Origin of the sequence: Bdellovibrio sp. HCB274, from assembly GCF_047306075.1 — a bacterium.
Classification (GTDB): domain Bacteria; phylum Bdellovibrionota; class Bdellovibrionia; order Bdellovibrionales; family Bdellovibrionaceae; genus Bdellovibrio.
Genome location: NZ_CP178623.1, coordinates 2,697,174 through 2,722,780 on the forward strand (window position 1 = coordinate 2,697,174; position 25,607 = coordinate 2,722,780).

Annotated in this window: 27 protein-coding genes; 11 read left to right on the plus strand and 16 right to left on the minus strand. The window is 46.7% G+C overall.

Going from position 1 to position 25,607, the window contains the following annotated elements; translation table 11 throughout:
* Positions 1-39 precede the first annotated feature (39 nt).
* Positions 40-2,274 (minus strand): transglycosylase SLT domain-containing protein, encoded by a 2,235-nt coding sequence (locus tag ACLWNV_RS13055; RefSeq protein ID WP_413584884.1) that lies wholly within the window; start codon positions 2,272-2,274, stop codon positions 40-42.
* The gene (locus tag ACLWNV_RS13060) at positions 2,275-3,786 is read right to left on the minus strand and encodes a TIGR03663 family protein (protein ID WP_413584885.1); all 1,512 of its coding nucleotides are present in this window, start codon (positions 3,784-3,786) and stop codon (positions 2,275-2,277) included.
* A 17-nt stretch (positions 3,787-3,803) separates the two neighbouring features.
* Between ACLWNV_RS13060 and ACLWNV_RS13065 the strand changes: the two genes are divergently transcribed.
* Positions 3,804-4,547: a glycosyltransferase family 2 protein gene (locus tag ACLWNV_RS13065; protein ID WP_413584886.1), complete on the plus strand. Its 744-nt coding sequence runs from the start codon at positions 3,804-3,806 to the stop codon at positions 4,545-4,547.
* Here ACLWNV_RS13065 and ACLWNV_RS13070 read toward each other — a convergent pair.
* Both ACLWNV_RS13070 and greB read right to left on the minus strand, forming a co-directional pair.
* On the minus strand, positions 4,531-5,517 hold the full coding sequence (locus tag ACLWNV_RS13070; RefSeq protein WP_413584887.1) for a YheT family hydrolase: 987 nt from the start codon (positions 5,515-5,517) through the stop codon (positions 4,531-4,533). The two genes, ACLWNV_RS13065 and ACLWNV_RS13070, sit on opposite strands and share 17 nt — an antisense overlap.
* An 86-nt stretch (positions 5,518-5,603) precedes the next feature.
* A complete protein-coding gene (gene greB, locus ACLWNV_RS13075) occupies positions 5,604-6,080 on the minus strand; it encodes a transcription elongation factor GreB (protein WP_413584888.1) in 477 nt (158 codons plus the stop codon).
* Between the two features lie 98 nt (positions 6,081-6,178).
* Here greB and ACLWNV_RS13080 point away from each other — a divergent pair, with 98 nt between their 5' ends.
* The 3 genes from ACLWNV_RS13080 to ACLWNV_RS13090 are packed head-to-tail and all read left to right on the plus strand — an operon-like array spanning position 6,179 to position 11,477.
* Positions 6,179-8,044, plus strand: coding sequence for a hypothetical protein (locus tag ACLWNV_RS13080; RefSeq protein ID WP_413584889.1), 1,866 nt, complete (start codon positions 6,179-6,181; stop codon positions 8,042-8,044).
* Positions 8,044-9,666, plus strand: a complete 1,623-nt coding sequence (locus tag ACLWNV_RS13085) for a hypothetical protein (protein ID WP_413584890.1) — start codon at positions 8,044-8,046, stop codon at positions 9,664-9,666. The genes ACLWNV_RS13080 and ACLWNV_RS13085 overlap by 1 nt, the downstream gene beginning before the upstream one ends.
* Positions 9,666-11,477 (plus strand): adenylate/guanylate cyclase domain-containing protein, encoded by a 1,812-nt coding sequence (locus tag ACLWNV_RS13090; protein WP_413584891.1) that lies wholly within the window; start codon positions 9,666-9,668, stop codon positions 11,475-11,477. The genes ACLWNV_RS13085 and ACLWNV_RS13090 overlap by 1 nt, the downstream gene beginning before the upstream one ends.
* Before the next feature lie 74 nt (positions 11,478-11,551).
* Here ACLWNV_RS13090 and ACLWNV_RS13095 read toward each other — a convergent pair whose 3' ends face one another.
* The 8 genes from ACLWNV_RS13095 to lgt all read right to left on the minus strand — a co-directional run bounded on the left by ACLWNV_RS13095 (position 11,552) and on the right by lgt (position 17,663).
* Positions 11,552-12,541 (minus strand): PstS family phosphate ABC transporter substrate-binding protein, encoded by a 990-nt coding sequence (locus tag ACLWNV_RS13095; RefSeq protein ID WP_413584892.1) that lies wholly within the window; start codon positions 12,539-12,541, stop codon positions 11,552-11,554.
* A 98-nt stretch (positions 12,542-12,639) separates the two neighbouring features.
* Positions 12,640-13,899 (minus strand): ABC transporter permease, encoded by a 1,260-nt coding sequence (locus tag ACLWNV_RS13100; RefSeq protein WP_413584893.1) that lies wholly within the window; start codon positions 13,897-13,899, stop codon positions 12,640-12,642.
* On the minus strand, positions 13,899-14,591 hold the full coding sequence (locus ACLWNV_RS13105) for an ABC transporter ATP-binding protein (RefSeq protein WP_413584894.1): 693 nt from the start codon (positions 14,589-14,591) through the stop codon (positions 13,899-13,901). The genes ACLWNV_RS13100 and ACLWNV_RS13105 overlap by 1 nt, the downstream gene beginning before the upstream one ends.
* On the minus strand, positions 14,581-15,060 hold the full coding sequence (locus tag ACLWNV_RS13110) for a ZrgA family zinc uptake protein (RefSeq protein WP_413584895.1): 480 nt from the start codon (positions 15,058-15,060) through the stop codon (positions 14,581-14,583). The genes ACLWNV_RS13105 and ACLWNV_RS13110 overlap by 11 nt, the downstream gene beginning before the upstream one ends.
* Positions 15,061-15,068: 8 nt before the next feature.
* Entirely contained in the window at positions 15,069-15,515 is a 447-nt protein-coding gene (locus tag ACLWNV_RS13115) for a DUF3299 domain-containing protein (RefSeq protein WP_413584896.1), read from the minus strand.
* Positions 15,516-15,909: 394 nt separating this feature from the next.
* The gene (locus tag ACLWNV_RS13120; protein WP_413584897.1) at positions 15,910-16,152 is read right to left on the minus strand and encodes a hypothetical protein; all 243 of its coding nucleotides are present in this window, start codon (positions 16,150-16,152) and stop codon (positions 15,910-15,912) included.
* Positions 16,149-16,442 carry a BrnT family toxin gene (locus tag ACLWNV_RS13125; RefSeq protein WP_413584898.1) on the minus strand — a complete coding sequence of 98 codons (294 nt, stop codon included), beginning with the start codon at positions 16,440-16,442 and terminating at the stop codon, positions 16,149-16,151. Before ACLWNV_RS13125 ends, ACLWNV_RS13120 begins: the two co-directional genes overlap by 4 nt.
* 162 nt (positions 16,443-16,604) lie before the next feature.
* Entirely contained in the window at positions 16,605-17,663 is a 1,059-nt protein-coding gene (lgt, locus tag ACLWNV_RS13130; RefSeq protein WP_413584899.1) for a prolipoprotein diacylglyceryl transferase, read from the minus strand.
* Positions 17,664-17,794: 131 nt separating this feature from the next.
* On the opposite strand from lgt, the gene ACLWNV_RS13135 reads away from it, so the two are divergent.
* On the plus strand, positions 17,795-18,562 hold the full coding sequence (locus ACLWNV_RS13135) for a hypothetical protein (RefSeq protein ID WP_413584900.1): 768 nt from the start codon (positions 17,795-17,797) through the stop codon (positions 18,560-18,562).
* Positions 18,563-18,664: 102 nt separating this feature from the next.
* Here ACLWNV_RS13135 and ACLWNV_RS13140 read toward each other — a convergent pair whose 3' ends face one another.
* Together ACLWNV_RS13140 and ACLWNV_RS13145 are read right to left on the minus strand one after the other, a co-directional pair.
* Positions 18,665-19,663 carry an HNH endonuclease gene (locus tag ACLWNV_RS13140; RefSeq protein ID WP_413584901.1) on the minus strand — a complete coding sequence of 333 codons (999 nt, stop codon included), beginning with the start codon at positions 19,661-19,663 and terminating at the stop codon, positions 18,665-18,667.
* A gap of 439 nt (positions 19,664-20,102) precedes the next feature.
* Positions 20,103-20,684 carry a hypothetical protein gene (locus ACLWNV_RS13145; RefSeq protein WP_413584902.1) on the minus strand — a complete coding sequence of 194 codons (582 nt, stop codon included), beginning with the start codon at positions 20,682-20,684 and terminating at the stop codon, positions 20,103-20,105.
* Positions 20,685-21,004: 320 nt separating this feature from the next.
* Here ACLWNV_RS13145 and ACLWNV_RS13150 point away from each other — a divergent pair, with 320 nt between their 5' ends.
* On the plus strand, positions 21,005-21,325 hold the full coding sequence (locus ACLWNV_RS13150) for an RNA recognition motif domain-containing protein (protein ID WP_413584903.1): 321 nt from the start codon (positions 21,005-21,007) through the stop codon (positions 21,323-21,325).
* Between the two features lie 68 nt (positions 21,326-21,393).
* Positions 21,394-21,615 (plus strand): translation initiation factor IF-1, encoded by a 222-nt coding sequence (infA, locus tag ACLWNV_RS13155; protein ID WP_413575343.1) that lies wholly within the window; start codon positions 21,394-21,396, stop codon positions 21,613-21,615.
* 3 nt (positions 21,616-21,618) lie between these two features.
* Here the strand turns inward: infA and ACLWNV_RS13160 are convergent, their stop codons facing one another.
* Together ACLWNV_RS13160 and ACLWNV_RS13165 are read right to left on the minus strand one after the other, a co-directional pair.
* Entirely contained in the window at positions 21,619-22,812 is a 1,194-nt protein-coding gene (locus ACLWNV_RS13160; protein ID WP_413584904.1) for an RsmB/NOP family class I SAM-dependent RNA methyltransferase, read from the minus strand.
* Entirely contained in the window at positions 22,809-23,450 is a 642-nt protein-coding gene (locus ACLWNV_RS13165) for a hypothetical protein (protein ID WP_413584905.1), read from the minus strand. Before ACLWNV_RS13165 ends, ACLWNV_RS13160 begins: the two co-directional genes overlap by 4 nt.
* Before the next feature lie 170 nt (positions 23,451-23,620).
* On the opposite strand from ACLWNV_RS13165, the gene nrdR reads away from it, so the two are divergent.
* From nrdR to ACLWNV_RS13185, 4 genes are read left to right on the plus strand one after another with little or no spacing between them, the layout of a single operon-like run.
* The gene (nrdR, locus tag ACLWNV_RS13170) at positions 23,621-24,205 is read left to right on the plus strand and encodes a transcriptional regulator NrdR (protein WP_413558070.1); all 585 of its coding nucleotides are present in this window, start codon (positions 23,621-23,623) and stop codon (positions 24,203-24,205) included.
* On the plus strand, positions 24,144-24,551 hold the full coding sequence (nusB, locus tag ACLWNV_RS13175; RefSeq protein WP_413584906.1) for a transcription antitermination factor NusB: 408 nt from the start codon (positions 24,144-24,146) through the stop codon (positions 24,549-24,551). Before nrdR ends, nusB begins: the two co-directional genes overlap by 62 nt.
* A complete protein-coding gene (locus ACLWNV_RS13180) occupies positions 24,551-25,003 on the plus strand; it encodes a hypothetical protein (protein WP_413584907.1) in 453 nt (150 codons plus the stop codon). Before nusB ends, ACLWNV_RS13180 begins: the two co-directional genes overlap by 1 nt.
* 42 nt (positions 25,004-25,045) lie before the next feature.
* The gene (locus tag ACLWNV_RS13185; protein ID WP_413584908.1) at positions 25,046-25,603 is read left to right on the plus strand and encodes a GTP cyclohydrolase; all 558 of its coding nucleotides are present in this window, start codon (positions 25,046-25,048) and stop codon (positions 25,601-25,603) included.
* Positions 25,604-25,607: the final 4 nt, after the last annotated feature.

Here is a 25,607-nt window from a genome sequence, read left to right on the forward strand (position 1 = left end):
CTACAAAACTCAGAGGACTTTTACAATAAAACAACGAACTTATTTTGCCTTTTTAGTAAGCAGGTCTTGCCACAAAATTGGCGGAACCACATAGGACTCCTTACCGATCATTCGATAAAGCAGAGTGTTTCTTAGAATCGCCTTCACGTAAAAGCTCGTCTCATTCCACGGTAGTTCATCAACCCAGACTTCCGCTTCTGGCGAAGATCCTGGCTCTGTCATCGCAGAAGCCACCTCAGGACGTGCATTGATCCATTTTTTCAAACGATAGGGTCCTGCGTTATATGCTGCGAGCGCAAATGGCACGTTTTGAGAGAACTGGTCCAACATCTGGGACACATAGAAAGAGCCCATCGGAATATTGATCTCAGGACGAAACATGTCTTCCGGAATTTCAATTTTCATTCCCAGACGCTTGGCTGTGTCTTGTGCGGTAGGAGGAATCATTTGCATCAACCCCAACGCGTTCGAAGTCGACACGGCCTTCATGTTAAAGCCACTCTCCTGACGAGTCAGACTGCGCAATAACACCGTATCAATTCCATAGCGATCGGATTCTTTTTGATAGTAAGTCGTAAATACTTCCGGATATCCCGATTTAATAAACTGCTGCTGACGCAGACGCGGATCATTTTCCATCGCATCATTCACCAGGCGAATCGCTGTGAAGTACTGACCTCGCTGCGCCAATTTTTCCGCAAGCAAAGCTTTTAATGTCGGCTCTTTCATCGCTGGTAAATCACCAAGCTCCGTTTGTGCTTCACTTACCCACCCGGCTGCCGACAAGGCCACAAAGCGATCCCAGGATTTCTTCTGAGTACCCACCAGATAAAAAGAATTCGTAAGTTTCAAATCTTTCGCCGCAACATCTGGCCACGTCAGTTTACCCGCCTGGGATTCCGCGCGAAGTCTCATGCCGTAATATGAAAACGGATATTTTTCGATCAAGGCCTGAGTGGCTTTTTCAGCGCGCTCTTTACTAAAAGTCTGTAGAGAGCGAACCAACCAGTATTGCGCATTCAGATCGTAACGATCTTTCCCCTGTTGTACCAGACGCTCCAGCAAGGCTGCAGCCGTCGTGAAATCCTGTTTGCGATAATAAATTAAACTTGATCGAAACAAGGCTTCCGAACTTTCATCAGAGCCATTTGCGACTACGATTTGCTTGCTGTATAGATCCAACGCTTTATCATACTGCCCAAGAAAGTGAGCGGATCTTGAGGCCACCCAGAGAGAACTTACCACTGTCGGAGCGCTCGGATTTTTTTCGTAAGACTTCTCAGCAAGCTTTAAGCCTGATTCCCATTCGCCACGACGGTGCAGGTTTTGCGCCCACTCTAAAAGCCGTGAAGCTTCTGCTTCGCTCATTTCTTCCAACGCCTTTGCCGCGACAGCACTGTCATTGATGGAATTAAAAATTTCCAACGGCTTGTCCTTTAAGCGACGGGCCGCGCGACTGCTGGGAAACTGATTTAACAGTTGCACAGTGTCTTTTAGCGCCGGGATCAAATCATTTTGCTTTAAGGAAACGCGAATACGCTCTTCCAGTTTTCCGTCTTCCCCGATCGCCTCAATTTGCGCCGTGGAAGTGCTTGATGTTGTTTGATTACGGGTTTTTGCCAGAAACTCCAGTTTTTCAGTCAGATATTTGGAATCCTTCAGGCTTTGTGCTTCTTCGTATAGAAATTGCGCCTGGGGATAGTCGTTCGAGTTTAAAGCAAAATCGCCCAAAAGCTGATAGCACAAAGACCTTTGTTCGCGGCTGAGTTTATCGGAATTATCCAACAGTCTTTCGATACGATATTCAACTTTGCGATTTTTCTTGGCCACTTCCGCAGTTAAGTAATTTAACTCCTGTCCTACCCACATATTCCATAAATCTGTGGCCCAGGGACCGTCTTCAAAAAGATTCCACTGGCGGGCAATCGCTGTCAGTACGCGATCCTCCTGACCTGCGCTGGTTTTCTTTTCCTGAGCTTTGTTAAGGCAGTGCAACCAGGTTTGCCCCACCCAACCTTTAAGATCTTTTTGAATCGCAAACACACGGCCGGATAAATTTAAACATTCATTCCAGCGACCGTTAATCTCGTGGGCTTTTAGTTGCGCAAGTACCGGAAGCTTAGCAACAGCTTTTGCATCCAAATCATAAAGATTAACAAAACCCGGAGCCTTTAGATCCCGGTTCAAGTCGACTTTGCGAGTGACATTTGCGGGCGCCGGAGCCGCTGCTGCTGTAGTAACCAGTACATTCAATAAAAAACTTAAACCTGACATCTACGGATTCTCCTTTGCTGGGCCTACGGTTTCGAAAGAGGCTTTATAAACATCCTCGAACAGGCTCTTTTTCAGATACACAGTTGTTAGTTCGCGCTGCTGACGAAGCATGATACGAATTTTCATATAGGGTTCAGTCAAAGTTTGCTCCACAGCCGACTCACCCGCAACGTCGCAATAATACATCCACGCACCAGCAATGACATTATCAGCGCAGATGTCCCAGTGAGTTTTAAAATTTCTGTAAACCCATGGGTATGGCCATTGCTCACGCATCCCGATTTGCACTGGCTTTGTTAATAGCTCGGCATTTTCACGCGCCACCTGCAAAGTTGCGTCCTGCAGCTCTTTCATTTCATAAGTGGAGTTCACGTAAATATAGGGATGAGACATGTCGATGGGTTGAGAAAACACTGCGCGCCAGTCACTGCGAACACTTCCCACCGTTCCGATCATTAGGATCGAACCAAACACATAGCCCTGCCAATTTTTTCGCAGGAAAATCTGCTGTGCATATAGCGCCAACACTAAATAGAATCCCCACACCAGCGTCAAAATACACCAGATCGTTTTGTACGGAATCAATGAATAAATCAAAAGCTGAAACAGGGAAAATGCAGACACCATTCGCAGGCGCGCATCTTTGGAAATCAATCCGACAAAAGCCATACCCACGCCGAACAAAGCCAAAGGCTCTGCCTGAGCCATGGATTTAATCCAGTACAGGAACTCTTTGTTGTGACCTGTTTCCCCCACACCGGTTTTCATCCACGGCAGGAATGCTTTTACGAAATCAAATAGACCTGGAAGATTTCGCAAAAAACCAGTGAACAGCAAAACAAACGCCAATAGCAGCATCACCACCATGTAGGTTAAACGACGGGACCACGCAGACTTTATTTTTCCCCAATTGAAATACTGGCGAATGACTTTAGGACCTGCGAACGCCAGCCCCACAACCCACGATGCCAACGTGATCGCGAAAGTTTCTTTAAGGGTTGCCATCCCGATCACACCTGTCAGCAGCAGTGCCAACGAAGTTCCATCGGACTCTTCATACCAGCGCAGCATCCCCAGCGCGAACAACAACTGAAAAAATACGAACGGCATTTCATGGATGCCCGAGCGTCCGTAAAACAAGAAGGCCGGGCTAAAAAACAACAGGAACACCATGCTCCAGGAAATGATGCGGGAACGGATCAGGTGAGAGGTGAACAGCATCACGCTAAAAACTGAGAATACCGCGGGCAAGGATCGCAAGACTTCGACACTGTGTCCCCATAGGGCCGTAAAGCCACGCAAAAGATAGAAGTACAAAGGACCGTGATAATTGGTGGGATCATACTTATAAAACCCCAGAGTTTTCATTTGCAGGACAAACCAGCCGTTAATTCCCTCATCAAAATGCAGCGGCTTATTCGGCAACAGATAAAAACGGGTGAAAATCGTCAAAAGAAGAATGACAAGCCAAACAACGTATTTCTGGATTTGAGTGACGCGCAAAGATTTCATTGCTATTAATCGTAAAGATGGAATCTTCAGAGTCAACCCCTCACTGCTCTCTCTTGGTATATCTGAACAAAGATGCGGATGCGATCCCCTCTTTTCTTCAGGATTTGCGTTCATTCTTTCAAAAATTTCCCATGAAGTATGAACTCATTGCATTAGTGGAACAAGGAGCAGACCATTCGTTTGATGTTTTGCGGGAACAAGCTGAAAAATCCGGCACAAATGAAGTCCTGATTATTCACCGCAATGATAGAAAAAAGGGCCGCGCACTAAGTCTGTATCAAGGAATGGAACTTGCGCAGGCTCCATTCGTGATGATTCTGGATTCAGAGCTGGCATCTCCATTTGGCGATGTATTCAAACTATGGCAACATCTGGTCGCCGAAGATCAGATTGATCTTTGTTGGGGAAACCGTTACCGCAAAAAAGAGAATCCATTCCTTCAGGGGCTCACCTCCCGATCCAAGACGGAAATTCTTTTTAATAATATTTTACGCGACAAGTACGAGAGCTCTTTGCAGGATCCTTTGTGCGAAGTGATCGCCATTAAAAAATCCGCATGGCTGAAAATTCGTGATGAACTGCCACTGAAAGAGATGGCTGGATGGTATCTGACGCCGGCTCTTCACCATAGTGTGCGACTAAAAACACTTAGCATCATTGAAATCCCGGTTTTCGATTCCGGAAAAACCTCCAAGTCCTATCCTGTATGGAAGGAGCGCTGGCACCTGCTTCAAGAAGCGGTGTTTAAGAACCGGCGGTAAATTCCTCTGTCATTTTTTGGATGGCTTCACGCAGATAGTAATCCAGCCATCTGTTACTGCCCAGAGGAGTTTTATTCTTTGCCAGATATCCCAAGTGCCCGCCTCTTTGCTCTATATGCAAAGAAATATTGGACGACATCGTGGCATCCTTATAATCCTGAACAATCACAAACGGGTCATCTGCCGCAGTCAGCATGTATGTGGGAACATCCACATTGTGCAGATAATGAATCGCCGAACAACTGTCATAATAGTCATCGCGGTCTCGAAATCCAGAGGCTGGTGCCGTATAGATCCGATCAAGTTCATGCACTGTAGCCCACCACGGAATATGGTAAGTCTGATCAATCAAACCCATGCGATACTTGAAATCAATATTTTGACGAAGACGATGTACGAACCGCACATCATAAATGCGATTAAGCCCAGTACCCAGAGTGCGTGCACCCCGGCCCAAATTTAAGGGAGCGTTCACGGTGATGATTCCGTCTGGTTTATGTTCCCCGCGAAAACCACCCCCCAGGCAAAGCACGATACAACCACTCATCGAATAACCGACGGCGATCTGCTTTTTACCTAAAAATTTATGACGTAACACTTTGATAACTTCTGAAACGTCTTCCGCACGCCCTGAATGATAAGGATGGCGGGCCGTCGTAATACCGGGACCTGCTCCACGGTGATTAACCAGGACAACGGTATGTCCTAACTGTCGACACAGAATTGCGGTTCGTTGCATGTAATCAGCCTGCATGTCTCCGGAAAGACCATGATACAAGCTTACCACAGTGTCGGTTGTACCTGGATGATAGAAACAAAGCAGCTTATCACCGTCGGGCAAAGTGACATCAAAACTTTCACCGGGACTATCCAGTTCCGGTGACTTCAAAAAGTGCCCCCACAAGGTTTGAGCATGGCCGCTATCGGCCCAGAATGGAGCATCACATGGAATCAACTCTAGATTCTGCATAACCAAAATTGTACAGGTTTCAAATCAGATTTGCATTCGCAAATTCCAGGATCGCTCTACCAACTGCTGACATGCAAAAGTGAAGCTTATTTATACTCCACGTTTTCAATCGTAACAAATTCGTCACCAGAGGGTTTAACAATTTTTACTTCGTCCCCCAATTTTTTGCCCAGCAAGGCTTTGGCGACAGGAGACTTCCAGGAAATCTTACCCACCTTCGGATCAAACTCATCTTCGCCCACGATTTGATAAATCAACTCATCCCCGTCTTCATTCGCCAAGGTGACAGTGGCACTGAATAAAACGGTTTCACCTTTCATCTGCTTCGGATCAACGACTTCAGCGTCTTCAATACGTTTTGTTAAAAAATGCACGCGACGATCAATCTCGCGCAAACGCTTTTTTCCGTATTGATAATCGGCATTTTCCGAACGATCGCCATTACTGGCCGCCCACTGAACGATTTCAACAATCTTCGGGCGCTCTCCGTACATCAATGCCTGGTACTCATCCCGGAGCTTCGCTAGACCTTCGGGGGTGATATAGTTCTTTCTGTTATCCATGGGTAACATACTAGACCATTTTCCAGTCACAATCCAAGTCTTTTGGCCCCCTATAAAAAATCGAGAAATTTTCCGAAAAAAGGATGAGGAGGAAACAGATGAAAAATCAATGGAAGAGGCTCAGTATCGCCGCAGTCAGTTCGTCATCTGTTTTTGCGTTGACCTGGTTTTGGTATCAATCCACTGGCACGCAACAAAACTCTCATTCCAATGAAAAACCATTAGCTTACGTTGGCAAAGTCGTTGATGACATTCAACGTCGTCAGGCCACCCGCTTGTTGTGGCAATTGGTAAATACCGGAGAACCCCTTTACGACGGCGAAGCTATTCGTACTTCTGATCGAGGCGAGGTGCGTATTCAGTTCACGGATTCGGACCGCTATCTGGATTTGGAACCGGAATCTTTGATCGTTATCAAAAAATCCCAGGGCGAAATTGCACTTGATTTGATGGAAGGTAGTCTTTTCGTTAATGCCAAAGCCGGAGCAGCGGATACGAATGCGCCGGGGCTCGTGTTAAACTCGGCCAACGGTAAAGTCGATCTAAGTCAGGCTTCTGCCTCTCTTTCCAAAGGTTCCGGAAATTCCGTCGATGTCCAAGTCTTAGAGGGTAAAGCCTCAGTAAAAGCCAAAGATGGTAAGAGCACAGAAATCTCCACCGGTAGTTTTGGTGCTTTGGGTGCAACGGGCCTGCAGTTTGATAAGAACGCTGTAAAAATTCTGTCACCCGGCTTGAACAAACCTGTTGCAATGGATGCCGATGATTTGCAACCGACTGCTTTTAAATGGACAGGCTTCCCTGCTGATTCACAAGTGGCACTATGGACTGGCAACAGCCGTCGTAATTTAAAACCTTTGGTGTCTGCTCCTGCTGGAGAAAGCGCTATTACGGCAGCTCTGTCTTTTGGTCGTCATTATTGGAAACTCGTTGCGACCTCGCCGACAGGCGAAGTCTTGGGTGAATCCCCGATTTATCGTACTGAAATTCAGGCGCGCTATGCGCCAACCGTTGTATTTCCGACAGCTGATGTGGAAATCCCAGCCAACACTGATCCTTTCGATATGACCTTTAAGTGGCAAAAAAGTGATGACACTCGTCAGATGACTTTGCAGGTTTGGTCTGATGCAGGCCTCACTCAGCCCGTGACAACCAAGTCCTTTGCAGCTGAAGACAGCTACACTTTGACGGGCCTAAAAGAAGGTACTTACTACTGGCGTATGACTTCGTACTTCAACGATTCTGATAAACCTGTATTGGGTAAGATGCAGAAGTTCTCGGTGAAATACACAGAAATGCTAAAAGAAGCGACGCAAGCAGCAGCAGCGCCGCCAAAACCAGAAGTGCAACCTTTGGCATTTACAATGCTGGAAACACAGCTAACTCAGTATTTCGTGGGAGCACCGAAAGCCGATTTCACATGGGGCGCAAGCAACTTGAAAAATGTCAGTGCTTACCGCGTTCGCCTGCACGATGAAACTCAATCAGCCGAATCAGTTCCTGCGGTAGAAGTAAAAGAAAACAAATTCTCGGGCCCGGTACCAAAACCAGGACGCTACATCGCTTCCATCGAAGCCGTGGATCAAAATGGCCAAGTGGTTGGTGCAGGTACTTCCCAGGCAGTCACTGTCACTCCGATGCCGATTCTGAAATCGCCGGGCTTCATCCCGGCTGAAGGTCCACTGCAAGCCTCAATGGATGGTAGATCCGCTTTGGAGTGGAATGGCATTGAGGGGGCGGTTGACTATGAACTGGTTATTAAAAAAGACGGTAAGGAACTAAAACGCACGAAGTACAAAAATACTTCAACGACGATTCGTAATTTATTGCCAGGTGAATATGAAGTGATGATCTCAGCCCAGGATTCTTTCGGACGCCCCAGCGAAGCTGGTACCGCACGCAAGCTGATTGTGCCGGATAAATCAAATCTGAAAGCACCAACACTGAAGAAGATTAAAGTGAACTGATGAAATTAACTTTCGCGGCCCTTCTTTTACCAATTCTCCTTTGCAGCGCAGTTGTCGCTAAGGCCGAGCCATATCGTCGCCTTGTCAACTTCGAGTGGGAGCAAATTGACGGCGCGAAAGGTTACGACATCGAATTGACTCAAGTGAAAAAAGCCGGTGACACCAGCAAGCCAAAAACCTTCAGCTTCAAAACTTCAGATGCTGTCTGGAACGGCCGCTTAACACCCGGCATGTATATGATGAAACTTCGCGCCCGTGACTATCGTGGCGTACCCGGCGAATGGTCTCCGCCAAGTGAATTCAACGTGGGCCTGGATAATGCCAACTTGAAATCACCGGCTCCGCAGTCACAAATTACTTCCAATGAAAATGAAAAAGCGGAAGTGGAATTCAAATGGGATGCCGTCGGCGGAGCTGACGAATACGTGTTTGAACTTTCCTCTGAAGACGGTAAAACCAAAATCACAGAGACTTTGAAGGAACCAAGCTTTAAGACCACTCTGCCCGTGGCAACTCCTTATACATGGAAAGTCACGGCTCGAAATGCCGAGGGTATTTCCAGTGACGCTACAACAGTTGCGCCGTTTACGGTAATGGGTAAAGCCGTTACCCCACCTACTATCAGTAAACCTGAATCCCAATTCGTGCGTGAGATCAAATGGTCCCGCCCGGATAATATTTCTGAGTATGACGTGATCGTCGCCCGCGCAAATCCGGCAACAAAAAAATGGGAAATCGTTAAAACTTTTGAAAACTACACTGAAGACTCTCTTCCTTTTGATACGTCATGGGAAGGTGGTAAGTATCAGATGGTTATCAAAGCCAAATCGAAACTTCGCCCCACTTCGCAAGCGTCAAAAATCACTTTTGATGTTCGTGAAGGCGACCGCTCGGCGGCAGCTGAATACACGGCTCTGGTGCGTCGTTCGATTGAAAAGACCCATGGCTGGTACGGAATTGCAAGTTACCTGATTACTGATATGCAGTTTAAAGGTTCCAACCCTGAAAAAAACTCTGCCGTTGCTTACGATGCCTTTGGCGGCACCGGTCGCCTTGGTCTTGGTTGGAATGCCAAAAATTCACCTTGGGGTTTCTTGACCATCGTGGATCTAAGTGGATTCACCATCAATGGTGAAATCCGCACCTTTGCTGCGGCTGAAGCCAATGCAGTTTACAAAATGCCTGTGGGTGACCGCGGTGAAATTCGCTATCAAATGGGTGGCTTTTACAAAGAAATCCCAGAAACCATTGGTGATCCATTCACGGGAACTTCCGAGAATCAAATCATCAGCGCCATCGGTCCCCATGGCGGGATTGAGTACTGGTACTCTCTCTCCCCTAAGTTCGGTATTCAGTTAAATGCCCACGTCTATGCTTCCGTGATGAAGGTTTCAACGCCTAATAATCAGGACATCGACCCAAGCATTTCCACACAATTTGGAATTTTAGGCAGTTACAGATTCAGCAACCGTTTTACAGGACTTGTAGGCTATGCCCGCCGCGAAGATCGCATGTCCTATAAAGCGGTTCCATCCTCGACGAACTTTGCGCTGGACGGAGATGTGAATGAGTCTGTCGTTGTCGGTAACTATATCAACTTCTTCGCGGAATGGAGTTTCTAATGAGAATACCCATCTCAACCAAACTCATCACGGTAACGATCCTGATTCTGGTGGCCTCGACAGGTGCCATCACTTTCATCTCTTCGAATTACTTCGAAAAGAAATCTGCAGAGCAGGTCGACATCGCAAATCTTGAATCTGCATCAGCGAAAGCCAAGGAAGTGGATAATATCATCGCCTCTTTGGTAGATAAGACCCGCACCAATGGATCTTTGTTGATGAAGGGCGAAGCCGCAGCTGAGGATCTTGATTTCAACTTTACCAAAGACAAAAACTTTGTCTCGTTGGAAGTTCTAAAACTAAATGGCTCTGCAGTAGAAACTGTGGTTCGCAAGGTTAAAGAAGACGTTTTAAAACCGTTCCTATTGGGCTCGTCTTACTTCGTGAATGTTCGCGCTTGGCAAAAGTTCCCGGTACGCAACGTGGCCGAAGGTTCAATTGAAATTAAAAACGCTTCTTATCCGAATGCGCCAGCTATGGTGACTATTGGTATTCCATTGGTGAAAGATGCCCAAGGTAAAATCACTCACGTTGTTTTAGCTGATGTGATGCTGGCACCTTTGCAAAAGCCGTTTACGGATTTATCCGAGCGCACTCAGTTCCTGTTGGATCGCCAAGGTGAAATTCTGGCCCATAAGGACGAGCAAAAAGCGATCTCGCGCATGTCTATGGTGACGAACCCGTTCGTTTCCAAAGCCATGACCACCCGGTCTCCACAATATCAAACGAAGTTCGTAGATCCGGAAACGCGCTCAAACTATTTTGGCGCCTCCGTCAAAACTTCCTATGGTCCGATGGTGATCTCGCAAACATCTGAAGCGGCAATTCTGGAAGTATCCAACGAAGTTAAGCGCCGTTCGATTTTTGTCGCAGGCTCCGCCATTTCTTTGGCGATCTTCTTTATCTTCTTATTCTCTATGACTTTGACCTCCCCGATTGAAAAATTGGCGGGTCTAATCCACTTGGTTTCTAAAGGTAACTTTGACGTTAAAGCCCGTGACCAGGTGAAATCCCATGACGAGGTCGGTGACTTGGCCGTGGCCTTTGATCACATGACCGAGGGCCTGAAAGAGCGTGATAAGGTTAAAAACCTATTCTCGAAATTCCACGGCTCGGCAGTAACTGAAGACTTGATCGGTAAAGACATCGGCGTCGGTGGTCAATCCAAAGACGTGGTGGTTTTCTTCTCGGATATCCGTGGTTTCACGGCGTTCTCGGAAAAACGCTCACCAGAAGAAGTCGTCGAAATGCTAAATGAATACTTTGGGGTGATGGTGGGAATCATCAACTCCCATGGTGGCGTTGTGGATAAGTTTATCGGTGACGCGATCATGGCCGTTTGGGGCGCGCCTAAGAGCACTCCCCGTGATGCTCACAATGCGGTTCGCGCGTGCCTGGAAATGCGTCGTGCCTTGGAAAAACTGAATGAAGCCCGCATCGGTCGCGGCCAGCCTGCGATCAATATCGGTATGGGCTTGCATGCGGGTTCTGCGATCTCAGGAACCATCGGTTCTGACGAGCGTATGGAGTACACAGTTATCGGTAATACCGTAAATACCGCGTCCCGTATCGAGGCCTCTACAAAAGCCTTCGGTGCAGACTTGCTGGTAACGGATTCAGTGATCGATAAAGTGGGCGAAGATTTCCGTGTGGAACTGGCCGGTGCAGCTGAAGTAAAAGGTCGTTCTGAAGCGATTAAAATGTACAAGGTGCGCGCTTATAAAGCGGGCGACAAGTACGTTGAAGTGACGACGCCTTACTCTGACTATGAAGCAGAATCTGCTGACAAAGTGAAAGTCAAAGCGGCCTAAAAAGGAAATGAGCGGAGCCCCAGGGGACTGCCGCTCATAGAGGGTCAAAATCCAAGTCTATTAAAAAGAGGTTCCTAAAGAGCCGCTTCTTTTTTCAGGATCTGCTCAATCGTCAAACCTACGTGTGCTTCACCAGCGAAAACCGTTCCGGTTTTCTTTTTTGCCAAATGCTCTTTCGCCATTTTATAGGCGTTTGCTGGAAGTGGAATGTACTGAACTTGTTTCGACATTTCAGCCGCATTATCCAGGTAGAAATCAACGTATTGTTTTACGTGTGGTTTTGCCAAAGCCTCATGAGAAACATAGATGAAGATCGGACGAGAAAGAGGGTTGTATTCGCCGGACATCACAGTTTTTTCCGTTGGCAATACAGCTTTTTTAGAAGGAGCTTTAGGGCCACCTACAACACCGACAAGTTTCAATTTGTCTTTGTTAGTCAGGTAGTAAGCATAAGGAATGTAACCCAAACCGCCCTTAACACCGTTCACACCCGTTACGCGAGTGTTGTGGTCAACAGACGCCGTGTAATCGCCACGGGAAGACTTGGACTTTTCAACGATCGCTTCAGTGAAGTAATCAAAAGTACCGTTGTCAGTTGAAGCACCAAACAGAGTCAATTTTTCGTCAGGCCATTTCGCGTTCACTTGTTTCCAAGTCATGATTTTACCTTGAGCAGCTGGCTCCCACATTTTCTTAAGTTCTGCTGCTGTGATTTCTTTGATCCAGTCATTTTTTGGATTTACCACGATGGCAATCGCGTCAAAAGCGATTGGTAATTCATAGTAAGTCACTTTGGAAGTGCGGCACGCTGCCATCTCTTCTTTCGTGATCGGACGAGACGCATTTTGAATATCTGTTTCACCCCGGCAGAATTTTTTAAAGCCACCGCCTGTACCAGAAACACCAACCGTCACTTTAGTCGCACCTTTAGTTGCCGCCTGAAATTCTTCAGATACTGCCTCAGTCACTGGGAATACTGTGCTGGAACCATCAATTTTAACTAGGGATTCCGCTTTTGCGGCAAATGCGCTAAGAACGACAGCGCTCATGATTAGGAACTTCATTTTATCCTCCGATATATGGATACCAGAAAACTAACAAAGTCCTACGTGGAGATGAATCTCCACGCCGTTAGGATTGTGTCAGGGAAATGTCAGGAAACTTAGACGCGAACGCTCAACCCGTCTTTAAGGGCTTGTTTCTGCGCACGAAGGGCTGGGATAAGTCCAATCAGGATGCCGGCAAAGATCGCCACAAATATATAGATAAATTCCTGTGCCGTGATTGCCGAGCCTTCCAGATAAAGGCCGAAACTATTTTGCAGCCAAGGCTTCAGGAACTCTGTCAAAAGTAAGGACAAAATCACACCGGAAACCACGCCTGTGATCGTGAGCACTGCAGATTCAAAAACCAGCAAGCCAACAATCTGACCAGGCCTTGCACCGACCGCACGCAAGATCGCCATTTCACGACGGCGTTCGTTCAGTGTTGTCGTAAGTGCAATCAACATTCCCATAAAGCCCACGGCCAGCACCATCCACGAGATAATGCGCAGAACGTTTTCCACATAAGAAAGACCGTGCCATAGCTCACTTAAAGTGGCGCCCGGGATGATCGCCAGTAATGGCTCTTTTTTATACTCGTTAATTTCACGCTGCATTTTCAGAGTGGAAATTCGCGATTTCGCCCCGATAAAGAAAGCCGTGATGTTATCAACCTTGATGTCTCCTTTTTTAATTTGTGAAGCCGGAGTTTCCTTACTTGGAACAGCGCCATCTTGCCAGTCCATGTGCAAAGCTTCCATACCTTCAAGGCTGATATAAACGGAACGATCCAATGCCGTCCCTGTGCTTGCCATGATGCCAGAAATTTTAAAAGGTCGGCGATCATGTTTAACTACCGCCTCCCCTTTCGTTACACCGTGAGCGATTACGATGCTATCACCCAAGTGATAACCCAGCTGGCGGGCCACTTCGGAACCGACAACCACGTCCCAAAGGCCTTCAATCACTTTTCCGGACTGCAAAGAAACTTTTTGATCACCGCGGAAATGATAGTGTTTAAAGAAATCGGCGTTTGTGCCAACGACGCGGAATCCACGGTGGCTGTCCCCCAAGGAATAAGGAATCGTCCATGCCACCTCCGGATGCTTTTGCAGCTCCTGATAGGATTCAAAAGACACATTCTGTGTTGGAGTTCCCATATTGAAAACAGTGTAAAGAACCAATTGCAACGGACCACTGCGGGCACCGACAATCAGGTCGGTTTTTGAAATCGTCTGAGTAAAGCCTTCTTCCGCCGCGCGGTGGGCGCGTTCCACTGATAAAAACAGTGTCACGCTCAGTGCGATAGATAGGACCGTCATGGAGGTCGCAAACGCGCGGTTCTTTAAAGACTTAATAGCCAGGTTCAAGAAGATCATCACGATGTCCTGTTAATCGACTCAAGCGACAATGAGCGGGTAAATAAATTCTCGATACCACGATCATGGGATACAAAAACCACAGTCGTGCCATAAAGCTCGGAGAGATCAAAAAGCAGCTTCAAAAATTTCTCGCGGTGGTCGGCATCCAGTGCCGATGTTGGCTCGTCCGCCAACAACAAGTCAGGTTTCCCCAACAAAGCCCGCGCCACGGCAACACGCTGCTGTTGACCCACGCTGAGTTCAGTGACTTTTTTATCAAGCAAGTCACCAATGCCCAAATTACCGCACAAAGCGCGGATCACCATATCAGTGTCCACACTTCCCAGGCGCGACTTGCGCACGGGGCTTAGGTGCAAAGGCAATTCGATATTTTCAATCACAGAAAGATACGGAATCAGATTGAAACTTTGAAAAACATAACCCATGTGTTCCGCACGGAACGCATCGCGATCCGCAGAGCGCATTGTCGCCAGATCCCGGCCCAGAATTTTCACGCTGCCCTTGGTGGGCAAGATGACTCCCGAAAGAACCTCTAACAATGTGGTTTTACCGGTACCACTGGGCCCGTACAAAAACAGCTCCTCGCCTTTTTGCACAGTGAATTCCGGAATCACCAGCGTGGGCTTCTTATCGCCCGCATAGGTGTATTCCAGATTCCGTATTTCAATCAAAGACTCACTAGAGCTCAACCTTTTCTCCGCTCTTTTTGACTTCCTGGGATTTCTGCGTGTCACCCGAGATTACGTTGACCTTCACGGCCTTCACTCGTTTGAACACATCCTGAACTCCCAACGTCACTGCAGTACCTGCAGGCGCCACTTCACAGCTGACATTGTAAGTGGCATTCACGTCGGCGTGCTTTTCTTTTTGCACGACTTCGTTATAGTCCATCTTCACTTCACACTTGTTGTCCGCTGCAAACTGAAACAAGTCATTTACTTTATCATTAAATTTTTTCAGACCCGCTTCTTTGTTCGCTTTATCTTTAGCAGACTTGGCTTCATACTCAAAGCCATAGATGCTGGAAGCTGGTGCATGAAACTGAATTTTTCCGTTCTTGCCATCGAACGCAACATCTATCGTTGCCACTCCATGAGCATGGGCTTGAGATTCCAGTGCGGCCAAACTGACTACTGAAATAAAAAGTGCCTTGAACATGTTACCTCCTATTTGTAAGGCTCTATCGCCTCACCTGTTATTTCGAAGGATGCGTCACCGTACATCGACTGCTTGGTTACGAGTTTCAACGTGCCATATACCCAGATTGGGCCCTGCATTGCTGGCACACCCTTTTTCATTTTCACAAAAACCATCTGATTCGGCGGCGGAGCAGGAACGTGAATGCACGCCTGGGAACTTGGCACCAAAAGAAACTCCACAACCTGACGTTGTTCGTCCTCAAGGGGCACCATAAAACCTGGCAACTTAACCGACTTATTATCCAGCGCCAGCAACTCGGCCGGGGCTTTCCCGGTGATGTAGTCCAACTCACCCAGTTGTCGCCAGTTTAAAGAAGTGCCTCCGTAATTGGGTCCCTCACCCACCACCTGATAAACGGCGACAGCGATGATGACGACTAAGATTGCAATACCCGGGATAAGCCACTTCTTCATACTCTAATTAAAGCCTCCGGCACCTTGAATTGCAATACCTAACGGGACTGCGAGCACGGCAATTTTCGAGTATCAAGAGGTCCTAAATACGAGTGAAAAGACTTAAAGTGCGAGCCTCACAAGCGCCCTCGCGGCGTAGAGGCAAAATTGAAAAATTTTGTCAAAAAATCAGACTAAAAAAGAGGAGTATTTTGAAAATACTGGCAAAGTCGAAGCACAGAAATTCAAACTTTTGAGGAGTCGTTTTCGAGTGGCGATATTCAATTTTTTTAAACATCGCATCGATATGAATGACCACAAAACAAACGCTATCTGGCAGATTGGCAATAATGCGCACAGTGTCTAGGTTATTCGATAAAGGGGGCTCACCAACAATGAGTGTCACCGTTTTCCTTTATGTTTTCCTTTTAAATATCGCCGACTCAAGCTTTGCCAGGCGATCTTCAAAACTTTCCTGGGAGTTCATGGACTTTAACAAGAACCAATTCAAAAAAGTCTGATAGCCCATTCCTTGTTTTTCGCCCTCCGCTTCAAGCCAGCTCAAAACTTCTGGATCAAGACGGAAAGTTTTTATGACTTTCACCTCTTTGTTTTTTTGGACGCGTTTTGCTTTTGAAAAATCGTACTCTTTTTTCATATTCTTCTCGCAAAATATTGCTGTTCTTCGTTTTGAGTCGCTCTACGTGCAGAAATGATTCTGACTTTGAGTCCTGGATCAGATTCCGTAAACACCACAACCAAGACTTTGGAGCCCGCTATCATTCCAATTCGCACCCAACGATCTTCATAAATTGAGTGGTCAGGATCAGCAATCTCCAATGCCCACTGATCTTTCCAAACAGTTGCTGCTTCGGAGAAAGAGACACCATGCTTACGTCGATTGGAGGCGGCCTTGGCATCATCCCATTCAAACTCTACTAGATCCATAATACTACAGTGTTATTACATTGTAAAACTTGTTTCATCATAAGCTTTAACTATGCAAAATCACTGACGGTTTAATGTTGCCTATAGGATCTTTGGGAGGGGCTCAGTTCGAATTCCGGGCAAAAAAAAGGGCGGTTTGTAACCGCCCTTTTTTGAAACTAATTATTTACGATTCAATCGGATAGATTGACCGCGGCCCCAACCGGAAATTTTCAAGGAACCTGAACGGCCCCACACGAACATCAGCAAGAAGCCGACTGCAAGCATCGCGATACTTAACCACTGACCGCGCGTTAGACCCAGCCATTGGAAACCAATTTGTGCGTCAGGCATACGGAAATGTTCGTCAGCAATTCTCACCAATGCATAAAGCACGATGAACATGGATGCGATAAATCCTGGCTTGCGTGGTTTTCTCCATAACAAGAAAAGAACCACGAACAAGAATAGCCCCTCGCCCACTGCTGCGAAAAGCTGTGACGGATAGCGCGGAGTCAAAAGAGGTTCGATAGCAGCTTTCGCGGCTGTGTTGCCTTCTTGAATTGCAAGAACCACTCTGTGAAGAGTGCCGTACACTTGTTCACGGGCTGCCTGATCCATGTGGAATTTACCCAAAAGCTCCAACCACTGCTCGCGCGTTACACCGATTTTATCAACTACTGTAGTTAAACCATCCAAACGAGCGAAATCCTGGGAAGGCCACATTTCGATGTCTTGTGGGAACTTCACAGCCAACGGATACGAAGGATCACAAGGACGCCCCACCAACTCACCATTGATGAAGTTAGCGATACGACCAAAGAACACACCCACTGGACCGGCAACCGCAACCAGGTCAAACAGGTAAGTCGCATTCACAGAGTACTTACGTGCGTAAAGCAAGCAGGCAACGACGATACCGATGATACCGCCATGACTCGCCATCCCACCCTCATTGACCGCTAGGACTCCCCAAAAAGGGAAGGAGGATTTGAATTTCCAAAGCAGATCCGGGCCGTAGAAAAATACGTAGCCAAGACGACCACCCACTAATGTACCAATAGCGGTATATGTGATGAAATCGCCTACCATTTGGGCATTCAGCCCCGCGCGCTGGCGTTGTGCGAGCCATTTGATTAACAAGTAGGCACAAATGAACCCCATCATGTAAGACAGGCCATACCAACGCACACCAAAGTCACCGGAAATTCTTAAAGCAAAGGGATCTAAATCGTGAACCACTGTTCATCCTTTTTTGAGACAGATTTTTACGTCTCTGGTTAGTCTATTAATGTCTCTCATTTATGTCTCAGCCCGTGTCTCAACAGGGCTTTTTTTTAGACTCAGCCTTAATAAAGCGAGAAAATGTAAGCATGTCCAGATTTTCATTCTTACTTCTGTCATGCATTATATCCTTTGGCCTTCATTCTCAGGCTCAAACAGCCTCAAAATGGAGTAGTGGTTTCGATTGGACCAAGCGTGCAGCCGACCGTGAAAAGGGTCGTTGGTCCCTTACCGATTGGCTTGCAATAAAAGAGAAAAACAAAATGATGGATCAGTGGCTTTCCTTGAACAGCCCCTCACCCTATGAACTGATGCTGGGTGGAAGCTATCTGTCTTACGACAAGCACGTCCAAGATGGCAGCTCCCCTGATAAAAGTGCGACCTCCTTTTCTGGAGAGTTCGCAGCCTATGCGCAGTTCGTGGGCCTGGGTCTTGAGTACGATAACATCGCGCCAGAAAATTACTCGGACCTATCAGGCATGTTCAACTTACGTCTTTTAGGAAACTCCCTGCAAAACACCGGCTTCACATTAAGTTACGGAATGCGCACGCGGGATATGACCGATACCCCTGCGACAAAATTGCGGCAGCAATTTGGGCAGGCAGACTTGCAGCTTTATCTAACGAAGTATTTTGGTTTGGATATCAAGTATCGCTATTTCCTCCCCACCACCAACGATCAATTGGGTGATGTGAAAGAGGATTACTCTGAAGCGGGGGCTTTCATAGACTTTAAAGCCCTGCGCGTATTCGGAGCCTGGTACAAGGAGAGCCAGAAAACAAAATCCCCAGGTGCGACGGTGGAATCGATCACCGATCGCACGGGGATCAGGTCAGGGATTAAGATCTTCTTTTAATTCACTTAGACCCCTTCCACACATTTGAATAAATCACTTTGATAGAGATAGATTGATTGACTAACCTTCCCACTGAACCCGGAAAAGCTGCGTTATTAATTTTTAGAATTTCGTGATCCCCATTCGGCGAGCTTCCGCCAGGTTATGCGCTTGGCACAACACTCGTAAGTTCGTAATATGCTCGCTGCCTCCGAATGCCACGGGTACCAAGTGATCCAACTGCAACAAGTGCTTGCTCTGGCATCGCCCAGCCTTTGGATGAATATACTCACAACGATGCTGTGCCTGACTCAGTAAAATTCTACGAGTCGTAATCTTAATATTTTTTCGGCGCGTATAGGCTCCGGTCACTTCGTCTGATATCTTTTTACCTCCAGTTAATTCCACCCTGCGCACTTCTGGCGATGCTTGTAATTGATTTAATTTATTGGCGTCGTCTTTCTGAAAGTCTTTTCCAAGGCGTTTTTTGATTTCACTTTTTGCCAGATAGGAAATCACTGTCGCTATCTCTTGATTAGGCAAAGCGTGTGACAGTCGTTCCTTCACATGCTGAAGGTCAGCCCACTGCTTTTCGGTTAAAGTAAGCTCCACTCGAACGCTGTTGTCCTGTTGTGGTTTCAGTTTTTCATGTATTTGAATGGGCTGATTAAATTCCACCGCTAGAATCTTTTGAGTTTCAAAACTGGATTTATTCTGGATTTGCTCTAGAACTTTCGCCGTTTGCTCCAAGATTTTTTCAGCGTGAACACCAGAAACTGTGCCGCCTTTCTCCAGATCTTTATTCAAGCATTTTTGAACCTGCTGAAGTTGAGTCAAATTCAAAGCACCGCTCTCCAATGATTTCGCGAGAGGTTCTTCCAGATGTCGCACATTCTTTAAAAGTCTTGCGGCCTGAATTCGTCGATAAGCTGCGTCCTCGGAATAGCCTAAATGCGCGGTCATATATTTGAATAAAGAAGGATACCCGATTTCCAGATGCAATCTGCGAGACTCTACTTCCACCAAATGCCACAAAATCAAATGAGTGATTTTTCTTTCGGTACGAGCGAGTTTATCAACGCGAACAAGTAAATCGTGATTAGAAATTTTTGTAAAATCCATGAATACCTCCTGTTTTCATTCGAAGGTATATCACGGAATTTTTAGGAAGGATTTTGAGCTTGTTTCCATAGGAAATTGACTTCGCAAATCGCATAGTAAATCCATCTGATTCTCTCCATAAAAGCCCTACAGCCGAGCTTTTTAAAGCAACGATCCCGTTCACATAAAAAATTTAATTCAACCGCACAGGCCAATCTATTGATTCAAAAAAAGCGTCAACTTATTTGTGATTACATAGCGCTCATTGACACAGCTTTTCCGGGCTCCGCGGAATAAACTCAAAGCTAAAGTTTAGACTTCATTAATGTAGTCATTAAAACACAACACTTCGAAAAAGAGCGGAAAGCTGGTACCGACTGTACATGAGATTCTTACGGTGAAATAGATATGTACCTACTTCCCTTGCAGCTGAGACGGGCTCAAAATTGTTAGGCTGAATTTACCAGGACTTACTAAGCGACAAAGTCGGAAACAACCAAGTCTTCGTATTGGATTCGGAAGTCTCAGTACCATCGACAGTTTTTTTGCTGTAGGCGGCGTGATAATAGTTCAATCCCACTCCCATGCGGAAGTTGGATTTAATTTCTGGCATTATGCTGAAACCAACCATGTAACTGGTGCCGGTCCACGCTTCAGTACTGCTGGTGACTACGTTTTTATACGTGCCTTTCGCCAGCACATTGAAGTTTGCGCTCATGCTGAAGACTTCACCCTTGCCAAAAAAATACTTAATCGTTGGACCCGTATCAGAAGTTTGGAAAGATGTTGGCACTGATGAGCCTGTGGCATTCGAGGTGCCAGTCATGTTGATACCCAGATAGCTCCATCCGGCCCACCATTTTTTTGCCAGACGCAAGTATCCGGTCATGTTGTAGTAGTATTTGGTCGCATCGTCTTTGACGTCGGTGGAACTGGTATTCTCAGAAATATACGAACCCGACACGGCCAGCATGAATTCAGCATGGGCCTGTGGAGCCACTGCAGTGAAAATCAGAATGACAAGAATCGCGATCGTTTTCATATCATTCTGATCGGATTGTCTGGATTTTGACTGAAATCTGTTAAGCACTCTTAATTGTTCATTCAAAATTATTGGATCTTGGTCGAGCCAACAAAACTACTAATCGCCAGAACCAGATGCGTCCTTTGACCAGAAAGTGAATGGATTTCCTTACTCATCTCGGTGGAGACAGAGATGGCCCTTATTTTCAGTGATCACAGAATATGCATATCTATTCGCAAGGGCGCGTGTTCTACTGCCCTCACACATCCGTTCACACCAGTTCATTAGATTTCCTTTTGTCTTCTGCGAATGGCCCCAGCTTTTTTAGGAGGCACAAAATGGGAAAAAAAATATACGTCGGCAACCTTTCTTTTTCGACGGACTCTGATCAACTGACTTCTGTCTTTGCAGCACACGGAACTGTTCTTTCCGCAAACATCATCACTGATCGTGATACAGGTCGCAGCAAAGGTTTCGCCTTTGTTGAAATGGAATCTGATAACGAAGCTAATACTGCAATTGAAAAATTGAATGGTATGGATCTTGGTGGTCGCGCGATGAATATCTCTGAAGCGAAGCCTCAGGAAAAACGCATGGGTGGCAACAGCCGTGGTGGAGCTGGTGGCCGTAGCGGCTTCGGCGCACGTCGTTCTTACTAAGTTTTTTAGATCCTATGGGGATTTGCCGTGCGCAAGTCCCCTTTTTTTTCACAACAACTGGAGGATCAATGGCAAAAGACGATTTGGTCAATGTAGACGGTAAAATAACAGATCTGAATGCCGGTGGTAACTACACCGTGAATCTTGAAAACGGCGTGGAAATCAGAGCCCGCCTGTGTGGAAAAATGAAGCGCTTCAACATCAAAGTTGTTGTCGGTGACCGAGTCACAGTGGGTGTTTCCCCCTATGACCCTACTCACGGCCTCATTCTTCATCGCCATAAATTTTAGTATTTATTTTCTAATCAGCAAGGCGGCGTAAAAGCCGTCATACCCTTCGCGATCAGGACGCAGGTGAACCTCTTTTTCAAGAGTCCAACCTTCACCATGCTCACTCATAAAGCGCGCAATCTGTTTTTCATTTTCAGAAGGCAACAAACTGCAAGTGGCGTAAACCATCTTGCCGCCTTTTTTGGTCATCTTCGAATACGACGTTAGCAATTCATACTGCAGTGTTTGCAGACGAGCGATCTCATCTTCCGTCAATTTCCATTTTGAATCTGGATTGCGACGAAGCACGCCCATCCCTGAACAAGGAACATCCAACAACACGCGGTCTGCTTCTTCATGCAGACGCTTGATCACTTTGCTGGAATCAATCACACGAGTTTCGATGATATCAATGCCGTTACGGCGAGCACGCACTTTCAGCTCTTGAAGTTTCCACTCGTGGATATCCATCGAGATGATGCGACCTTTGTTTTTCATCAAGGAAGCAATATGTAATGACTTGCCACCAGCACCCGCGCAGGCATCCACCACACGCTGACCCGGTTGCACGTCAAGCATCGGCACAACCATTTGCGAAGCGGCATCTTGTACTTCGAACATACCTTTACGGAAAGCTTCGGTGATGAATACGTTACGACGTTCTTTTAATTTTAGCGCATAAGGCAAATCCGGAGAAACCGGCAATGCTTCGATCTCGGCTTTCTTAAGTTCTTCGATCACTTGATCCGGAGTGAATTTCAAAGCATTCACACGCATGAAAACTTCAGCAGGTTTGTTCAATGCTTTAACCACTTTTTCCCAGACATCGCCCAATTCCTGACGACCACGAGCATCCATCCAATCAGGAATGGACTGAGCCACCGGAAATCTTTCCTGCGCTTCTTTTTCGCGGGCTTTGATGAAATCGTAACTTAAACCTTCGAACTCTTCCCAATCTGGTGGAAGATCGTAACCCATGCGCAACCACTGAATACCGACAATGCGCCACATGTCGCCACTTTGGCCCATGAATTCCAGCAAGCGGTACCAGCGCACCACTTCGTAAACAGTTTCAGCAAAAAATTTGCGATCACGGGAACCCCATTTGGAGTGCCCCTTAAGATTGTATTGAATTACTTTGTCGGCGTATTTGTTCTGGTCGAAGATTTCTTCCAAACCGTGAACTACGGCCTCTGCGAGATGTCTGTGAATTTTCAAAATGTAAATACCAAGCCAGCGGCTAAAAAGGTTCCGTTAAGCTGCCCTGAAGAGAGCAAAAACAGGGAGTTTCTTAACCCAGCCTCAATGAAGAATCCAGTACTTTCAAAGACATTGAAAAAGCGTGCACCCGCCAACAGTTGATAATCCAATGTGAGCATTGATTTAGAGTTGGTTTGTTTCATGAAGATACCCAAACCCGCACCCGCGCCGAAATAAAGAGGAAAACGTGAGCTGGCGTCCGGGAACATGATCACCGGTAGGAAGGAAATCTTGCTGGGATTTTCGCCACCGACTTCGTAGTCGTTGTACTCCATACGCAGCACCAGATCCATCGAGTTGTACCACTCGCCCACTCGGTAAGTGACACCGAAACTGTTTTTACCAACATCGTCTTCCTGACCGTTCTTACCCCAGTCATAGGATTGCGAAGCCATGTAACGACCATAGTGCAAAGCCAGGTAGTGATCCGATGGACCTCTGTTACCAGAGGTTTCGCCGCCCACATAAGTGGTGTCGTCCTGAGTGTCTTTTTGAAAATATTTCGCCGCTGCATCTCTGCCCACCACGGGTTGCTGAGCTGAAGCATAGGAAGCCATCACTAATAGGGGCAAAATTATCGAAAAAACGTTCTTCATAGTCACCTCGCAGTACATACGTGCTCATCCATTATCATAGCCAAAATTTTGCCCTAGGCGGAACTCATTGCAGACTATAATGATGCAACAGGTCATTCATCCCGAGCCATTGACTCCCAGAGGGTCCCTCCCTAATCTCCGCCTAACCTATTGGGACGGGACCAAAGACTATGAAATGCCCATTTTGTGGCCATGCCGATGACAGAGTTTTAGATACGCGAGTGCAGAAAGATGGCAGCATCCGTCGCCGTCGCGAATGCCTTGAGTGCAAAGCTCGTTTCTCGACAGTTGAAACCATCATGATCGCCCTTCCCTACATTATTAAAAAAGACGGTCGCCGCGAACCATTCAGCAAAGAAAAAATTCTGAAGGGTCTTTCTGCTGCGACTCAAAAACGTCCTGTCAGCGTCGCCCAAATCGATGCCGTGGTAGAGCGAATTGCAGCTTGGATCGTCAATCGTGGCGAATCCGAAGTGAGCTCTCGCCTGCTGGGCAAGAAAGTAATGGCGGAACTGAAACAGCTTGATGACGTGGCTTATGTTCGTTTCGCGAGTGTTTATCGTACCTTTAAAGACGTCCAGGAATTTGTCGAGACGCTTGAAGACGCTGAACTGCTTGATTTTGTCGATGCAAGTAATCCACAATTAAGCCTGACTGCGATGAACTTCGTTGAAAGCGAGAAAAAGCCAAACCATGAAACTGACAGCAAGACGACAAGCCCGGGAGCTCGCTCTCCAAATCCTGTTCCAAACTGAGTTCACGCCCACTATCAGCGTTCGCACGTTCATGGATGTATTCGAAGAGTCTTATGACTCCGAGACGATCTCTTACGCCGATACTCTAATCAAAGGCGTTCAGGCGGACAAAGCTGCTGTGGATTCTAAAATCCAGGCTTCCAGTGCTCACTGGAAGGTTGAGCGCATGGCAACGATTGATCGCAATATTTTGCGTATCGCGGTTTGGGAAATGAAATTCTCGGCTGACCCTATCAAAGAAAACATCGCCATCAATGAAGCGGTCGAAATCGCTAAAAAGTACGGCACATCTGATTCTGCAAGCTTCGTAAATGGTTTGTTGGATCAAGTGAGCAAGGTCCACTAATGGCTTTGAATGTGCTTTCCCAGGCAGGCGCACTGAACCCCGGATCAGATCTGTGGGTGATCCCGCAACTTGGGAAATCACAATGGACCAGCAAATTGGATTGGTATTTAAACTTCCAGTTGTGCAAATCCTCGCGCCACCATTCAGCCAACGTTCCGGTCTTCCTAAATGAAGTTCTAAAAGAAACTGAACAGCAGAAATTCTATCGTCCCGTCCCTAATAGCGCACCGATGATGATTGCCTCTGAAACTTTGCTTCCAAACAGATGGGTCGTGGTCGTTCCTTGGGACGAGAACTTAGGCACCTGGTGCGAATCTATCTCCCAGGTCTGGAGCGGCCTTCAACAGCCAAGTATGCGGGTTTTCCTGCCACCTGGACAAAGTACCGGGAACTTCCAACAAGCCTGGAGCAAACATCAAAGCTTCCAGGATTTTACTGTCGTGCTTGATTAATCCTCTGCAGTGGCTTCACAATGAAGTGAAGAGGATTGCATCATGGAACGTCTATCACAAGCTTTAGTCTCTAAAATCTCCACCTTTCAAAAACGTCTTCAATCTTTTTTGGAAAACGATTTCGATCCACAATCCGAAGAGCGCGAACGCGTGCAAAAGGAATTTGAAGCTTCCCGTGATGAAGCCTTAGTGCGTGGACTTTCTCAAGGTTTGCCGGAAGATCACATTGATCGCTCGATCGTGGTCTTTTCACGTCTGGCTATGCTATTTCAGGCGGGCATTCTTTTGGAAAATCACGACGGTCACTGGAAAGCCCAGGCTTACTTCCATAAAGGTGTGTCTGAGCTATTTAAGAATAATGCAAAGTCTACAATCAGTCTTCCGAACGCAAGCTTGATGAGCTGGCTTAAAACGGATGCAGCAACTGTTTTGCGCAAAACCAATCTGCAACATTTGGATCCGGAAAATAAAACGACGTGTTTGCTGATTAAAGTTACTCCGGATTTTTCGTTTATATTGTTTTCGACGCTTCCGGATATCTGGTTACAGAATCACACCGACAATGTTCGTCGCGCACTGATTAACGGATTTGCGGACTAATCAA

Coding starts and splice junctions, on each gene's coding strand:
- ACLWNV_RS13055 (WP_413584884.1), bottom strand. CDS start 2,274: ATGTCAGGTTTAAGTTTTTTATTGAATGTACTGGTTACTACAGCAGCA.
- ACLWNV_RS13060 (WP_413584885.1), bottom strand. CDS start 3,786: ATGAAATCTTTGCGCGTCACTCAAATCCAGAAATACGTTGTTTGGCTT.
- ACLWNV_RS13065 (WP_413584886.1), top strand. CDS start 3,804: ATGGAATCTTCAGAGTCAACCCCTCACTGCTCTCTCTTGGTATATCTG.
- ACLWNV_RS13070 (WP_413584887.1), bottom strand. CDS start 5,517: ATGCAGAATCTAGAGTTGATTCCATGTGATGCTCCATTCTGGGCCGAT.
- greB (WP_413584888.1), bottom strand. CDS start 6,080: ATGGATAACAGAAAGAACTATATCACCCCCGAAGGTCTAGCGAAGCTC.
- ACLWNV_RS13080 (WP_413584889.1), top strand. CDS start 6,179: ATGAAAAATCAATGGAAGAGGCTCAGTATCGCCGCAGTCAGTTCGTCA.
- ACLWNV_RS13085 (WP_413584890.1), top strand. CDS start 8,044: ATGAAATTAACTTTCGCGGCCCTTCTTTTACCAATTCTCCTTTGCAGC.
- ACLWNV_RS13090 (WP_413584891.1), top strand. CDS start 9,666: ATGAGAATACCCATCTCAACCAAACTCATCACGGTAACGATCCTGATT.
- ACLWNV_RS13095 (WP_413584892.1), bottom strand. CDS start 12,541: ATGAAGTTCCTAATCATGAGCGCTGTCGTTCTTAGCGCATTTGCCGCA.
- ACLWNV_RS13100 (WP_413584893.1), bottom strand. CDS start 13,899: ATGATCTTCTTGAACCTGGCTATTAAGTCTTTAAAGAACCGCGCGTTT.
- ACLWNV_RS13110 (WP_413584895.1), bottom strand. CDS start 15,060: ATGTTCAAGGCACTTTTTATTTCAGTAGTCAGTTTGGCCGCACTGGAA.
- ACLWNV_RS13115 (WP_413584896.1), bottom strand. CDS start 15,515: ATGAAGAAGTGGCTTATCCCGGGTATTGCAATCTTAGTCGTCATCATC.
- ACLWNV_RS13120 (WP_413584897.1), bottom strand. CDS start 16,152: ATGAAAAAAGAGTACGATTTTTCAAAAGCAAAACGCGTCCAAAAAAAC.
- ACLWNV_RS13125 (WP_413584898.1), bottom strand. CDS start 16,442: ATGGATCTAGTAGAGTTTGAATGGGATGATGCCAAGGCCGCCTCCAAT.
- ACLWNV_RS13135 (WP_413584900.1), top strand. CDS start 17,795: ATGTCCAGATTTTCATTCTTACTTCTGTCATGCATTATATCCTTTGGC.
- ACLWNV_RS13140 (WP_413584901.1), bottom strand. CDS start 19,663: ATGGATTTTACAAAAATTTCTAATCACGATTTACTTGTTCGCGTTGAT.
- ACLWNV_RS13145 (WP_413584902.1), bottom strand. CDS start 20,684: ATGAAAACGATCGCGATTCTTGTCATTCTGATTTTCACTGCAGTGGCT.
- ACLWNV_RS13150 (WP_413584903.1), top strand. CDS start 21,005: ATGGGAAAAAAAATATACGTCGGCAACCTTTCTTTTTCGACGGACTCT.
- infA (WP_413575343.1), top strand. CDS start 21,394: ATGGCAAAAGACGATTTGGTCAATGTAGACGGTAAAATAACAGATCTG.
- ACLWNV_RS13165 (WP_413584905.1), bottom strand. CDS start 23,450: ATGAAGAACGTTTTTTCGATAATTTTGCCCCTATTAGTGATGGCTTCC.
- nrdR (WP_413558070.1), top strand. CDS start 23,621: ATGAAATGCCCATTTTGTGGCCATGCCGATGACAGAGTTTTAGATACG.
- nusB (WP_413584906.1), top strand. CDS start 24,144: ATGAAACTGACAGCAAGACGACAAGCCCGGGAGCTCGCTCTCCAAATC.
- ACLWNV_RS13180 (WP_413584907.1), top strand. CDS start 24,551: ATGGCTTTGAATGTGCTTTCCCAGGCAGGCGCACTGAACCCCGGATCA.
- ACLWNV_RS13185 (WP_413584908.1), top strand. CDS start 25,046: ATGGAACGTCTATCACAAGCTTTAGTCTCTAAAATCTCCACCTTTCAA.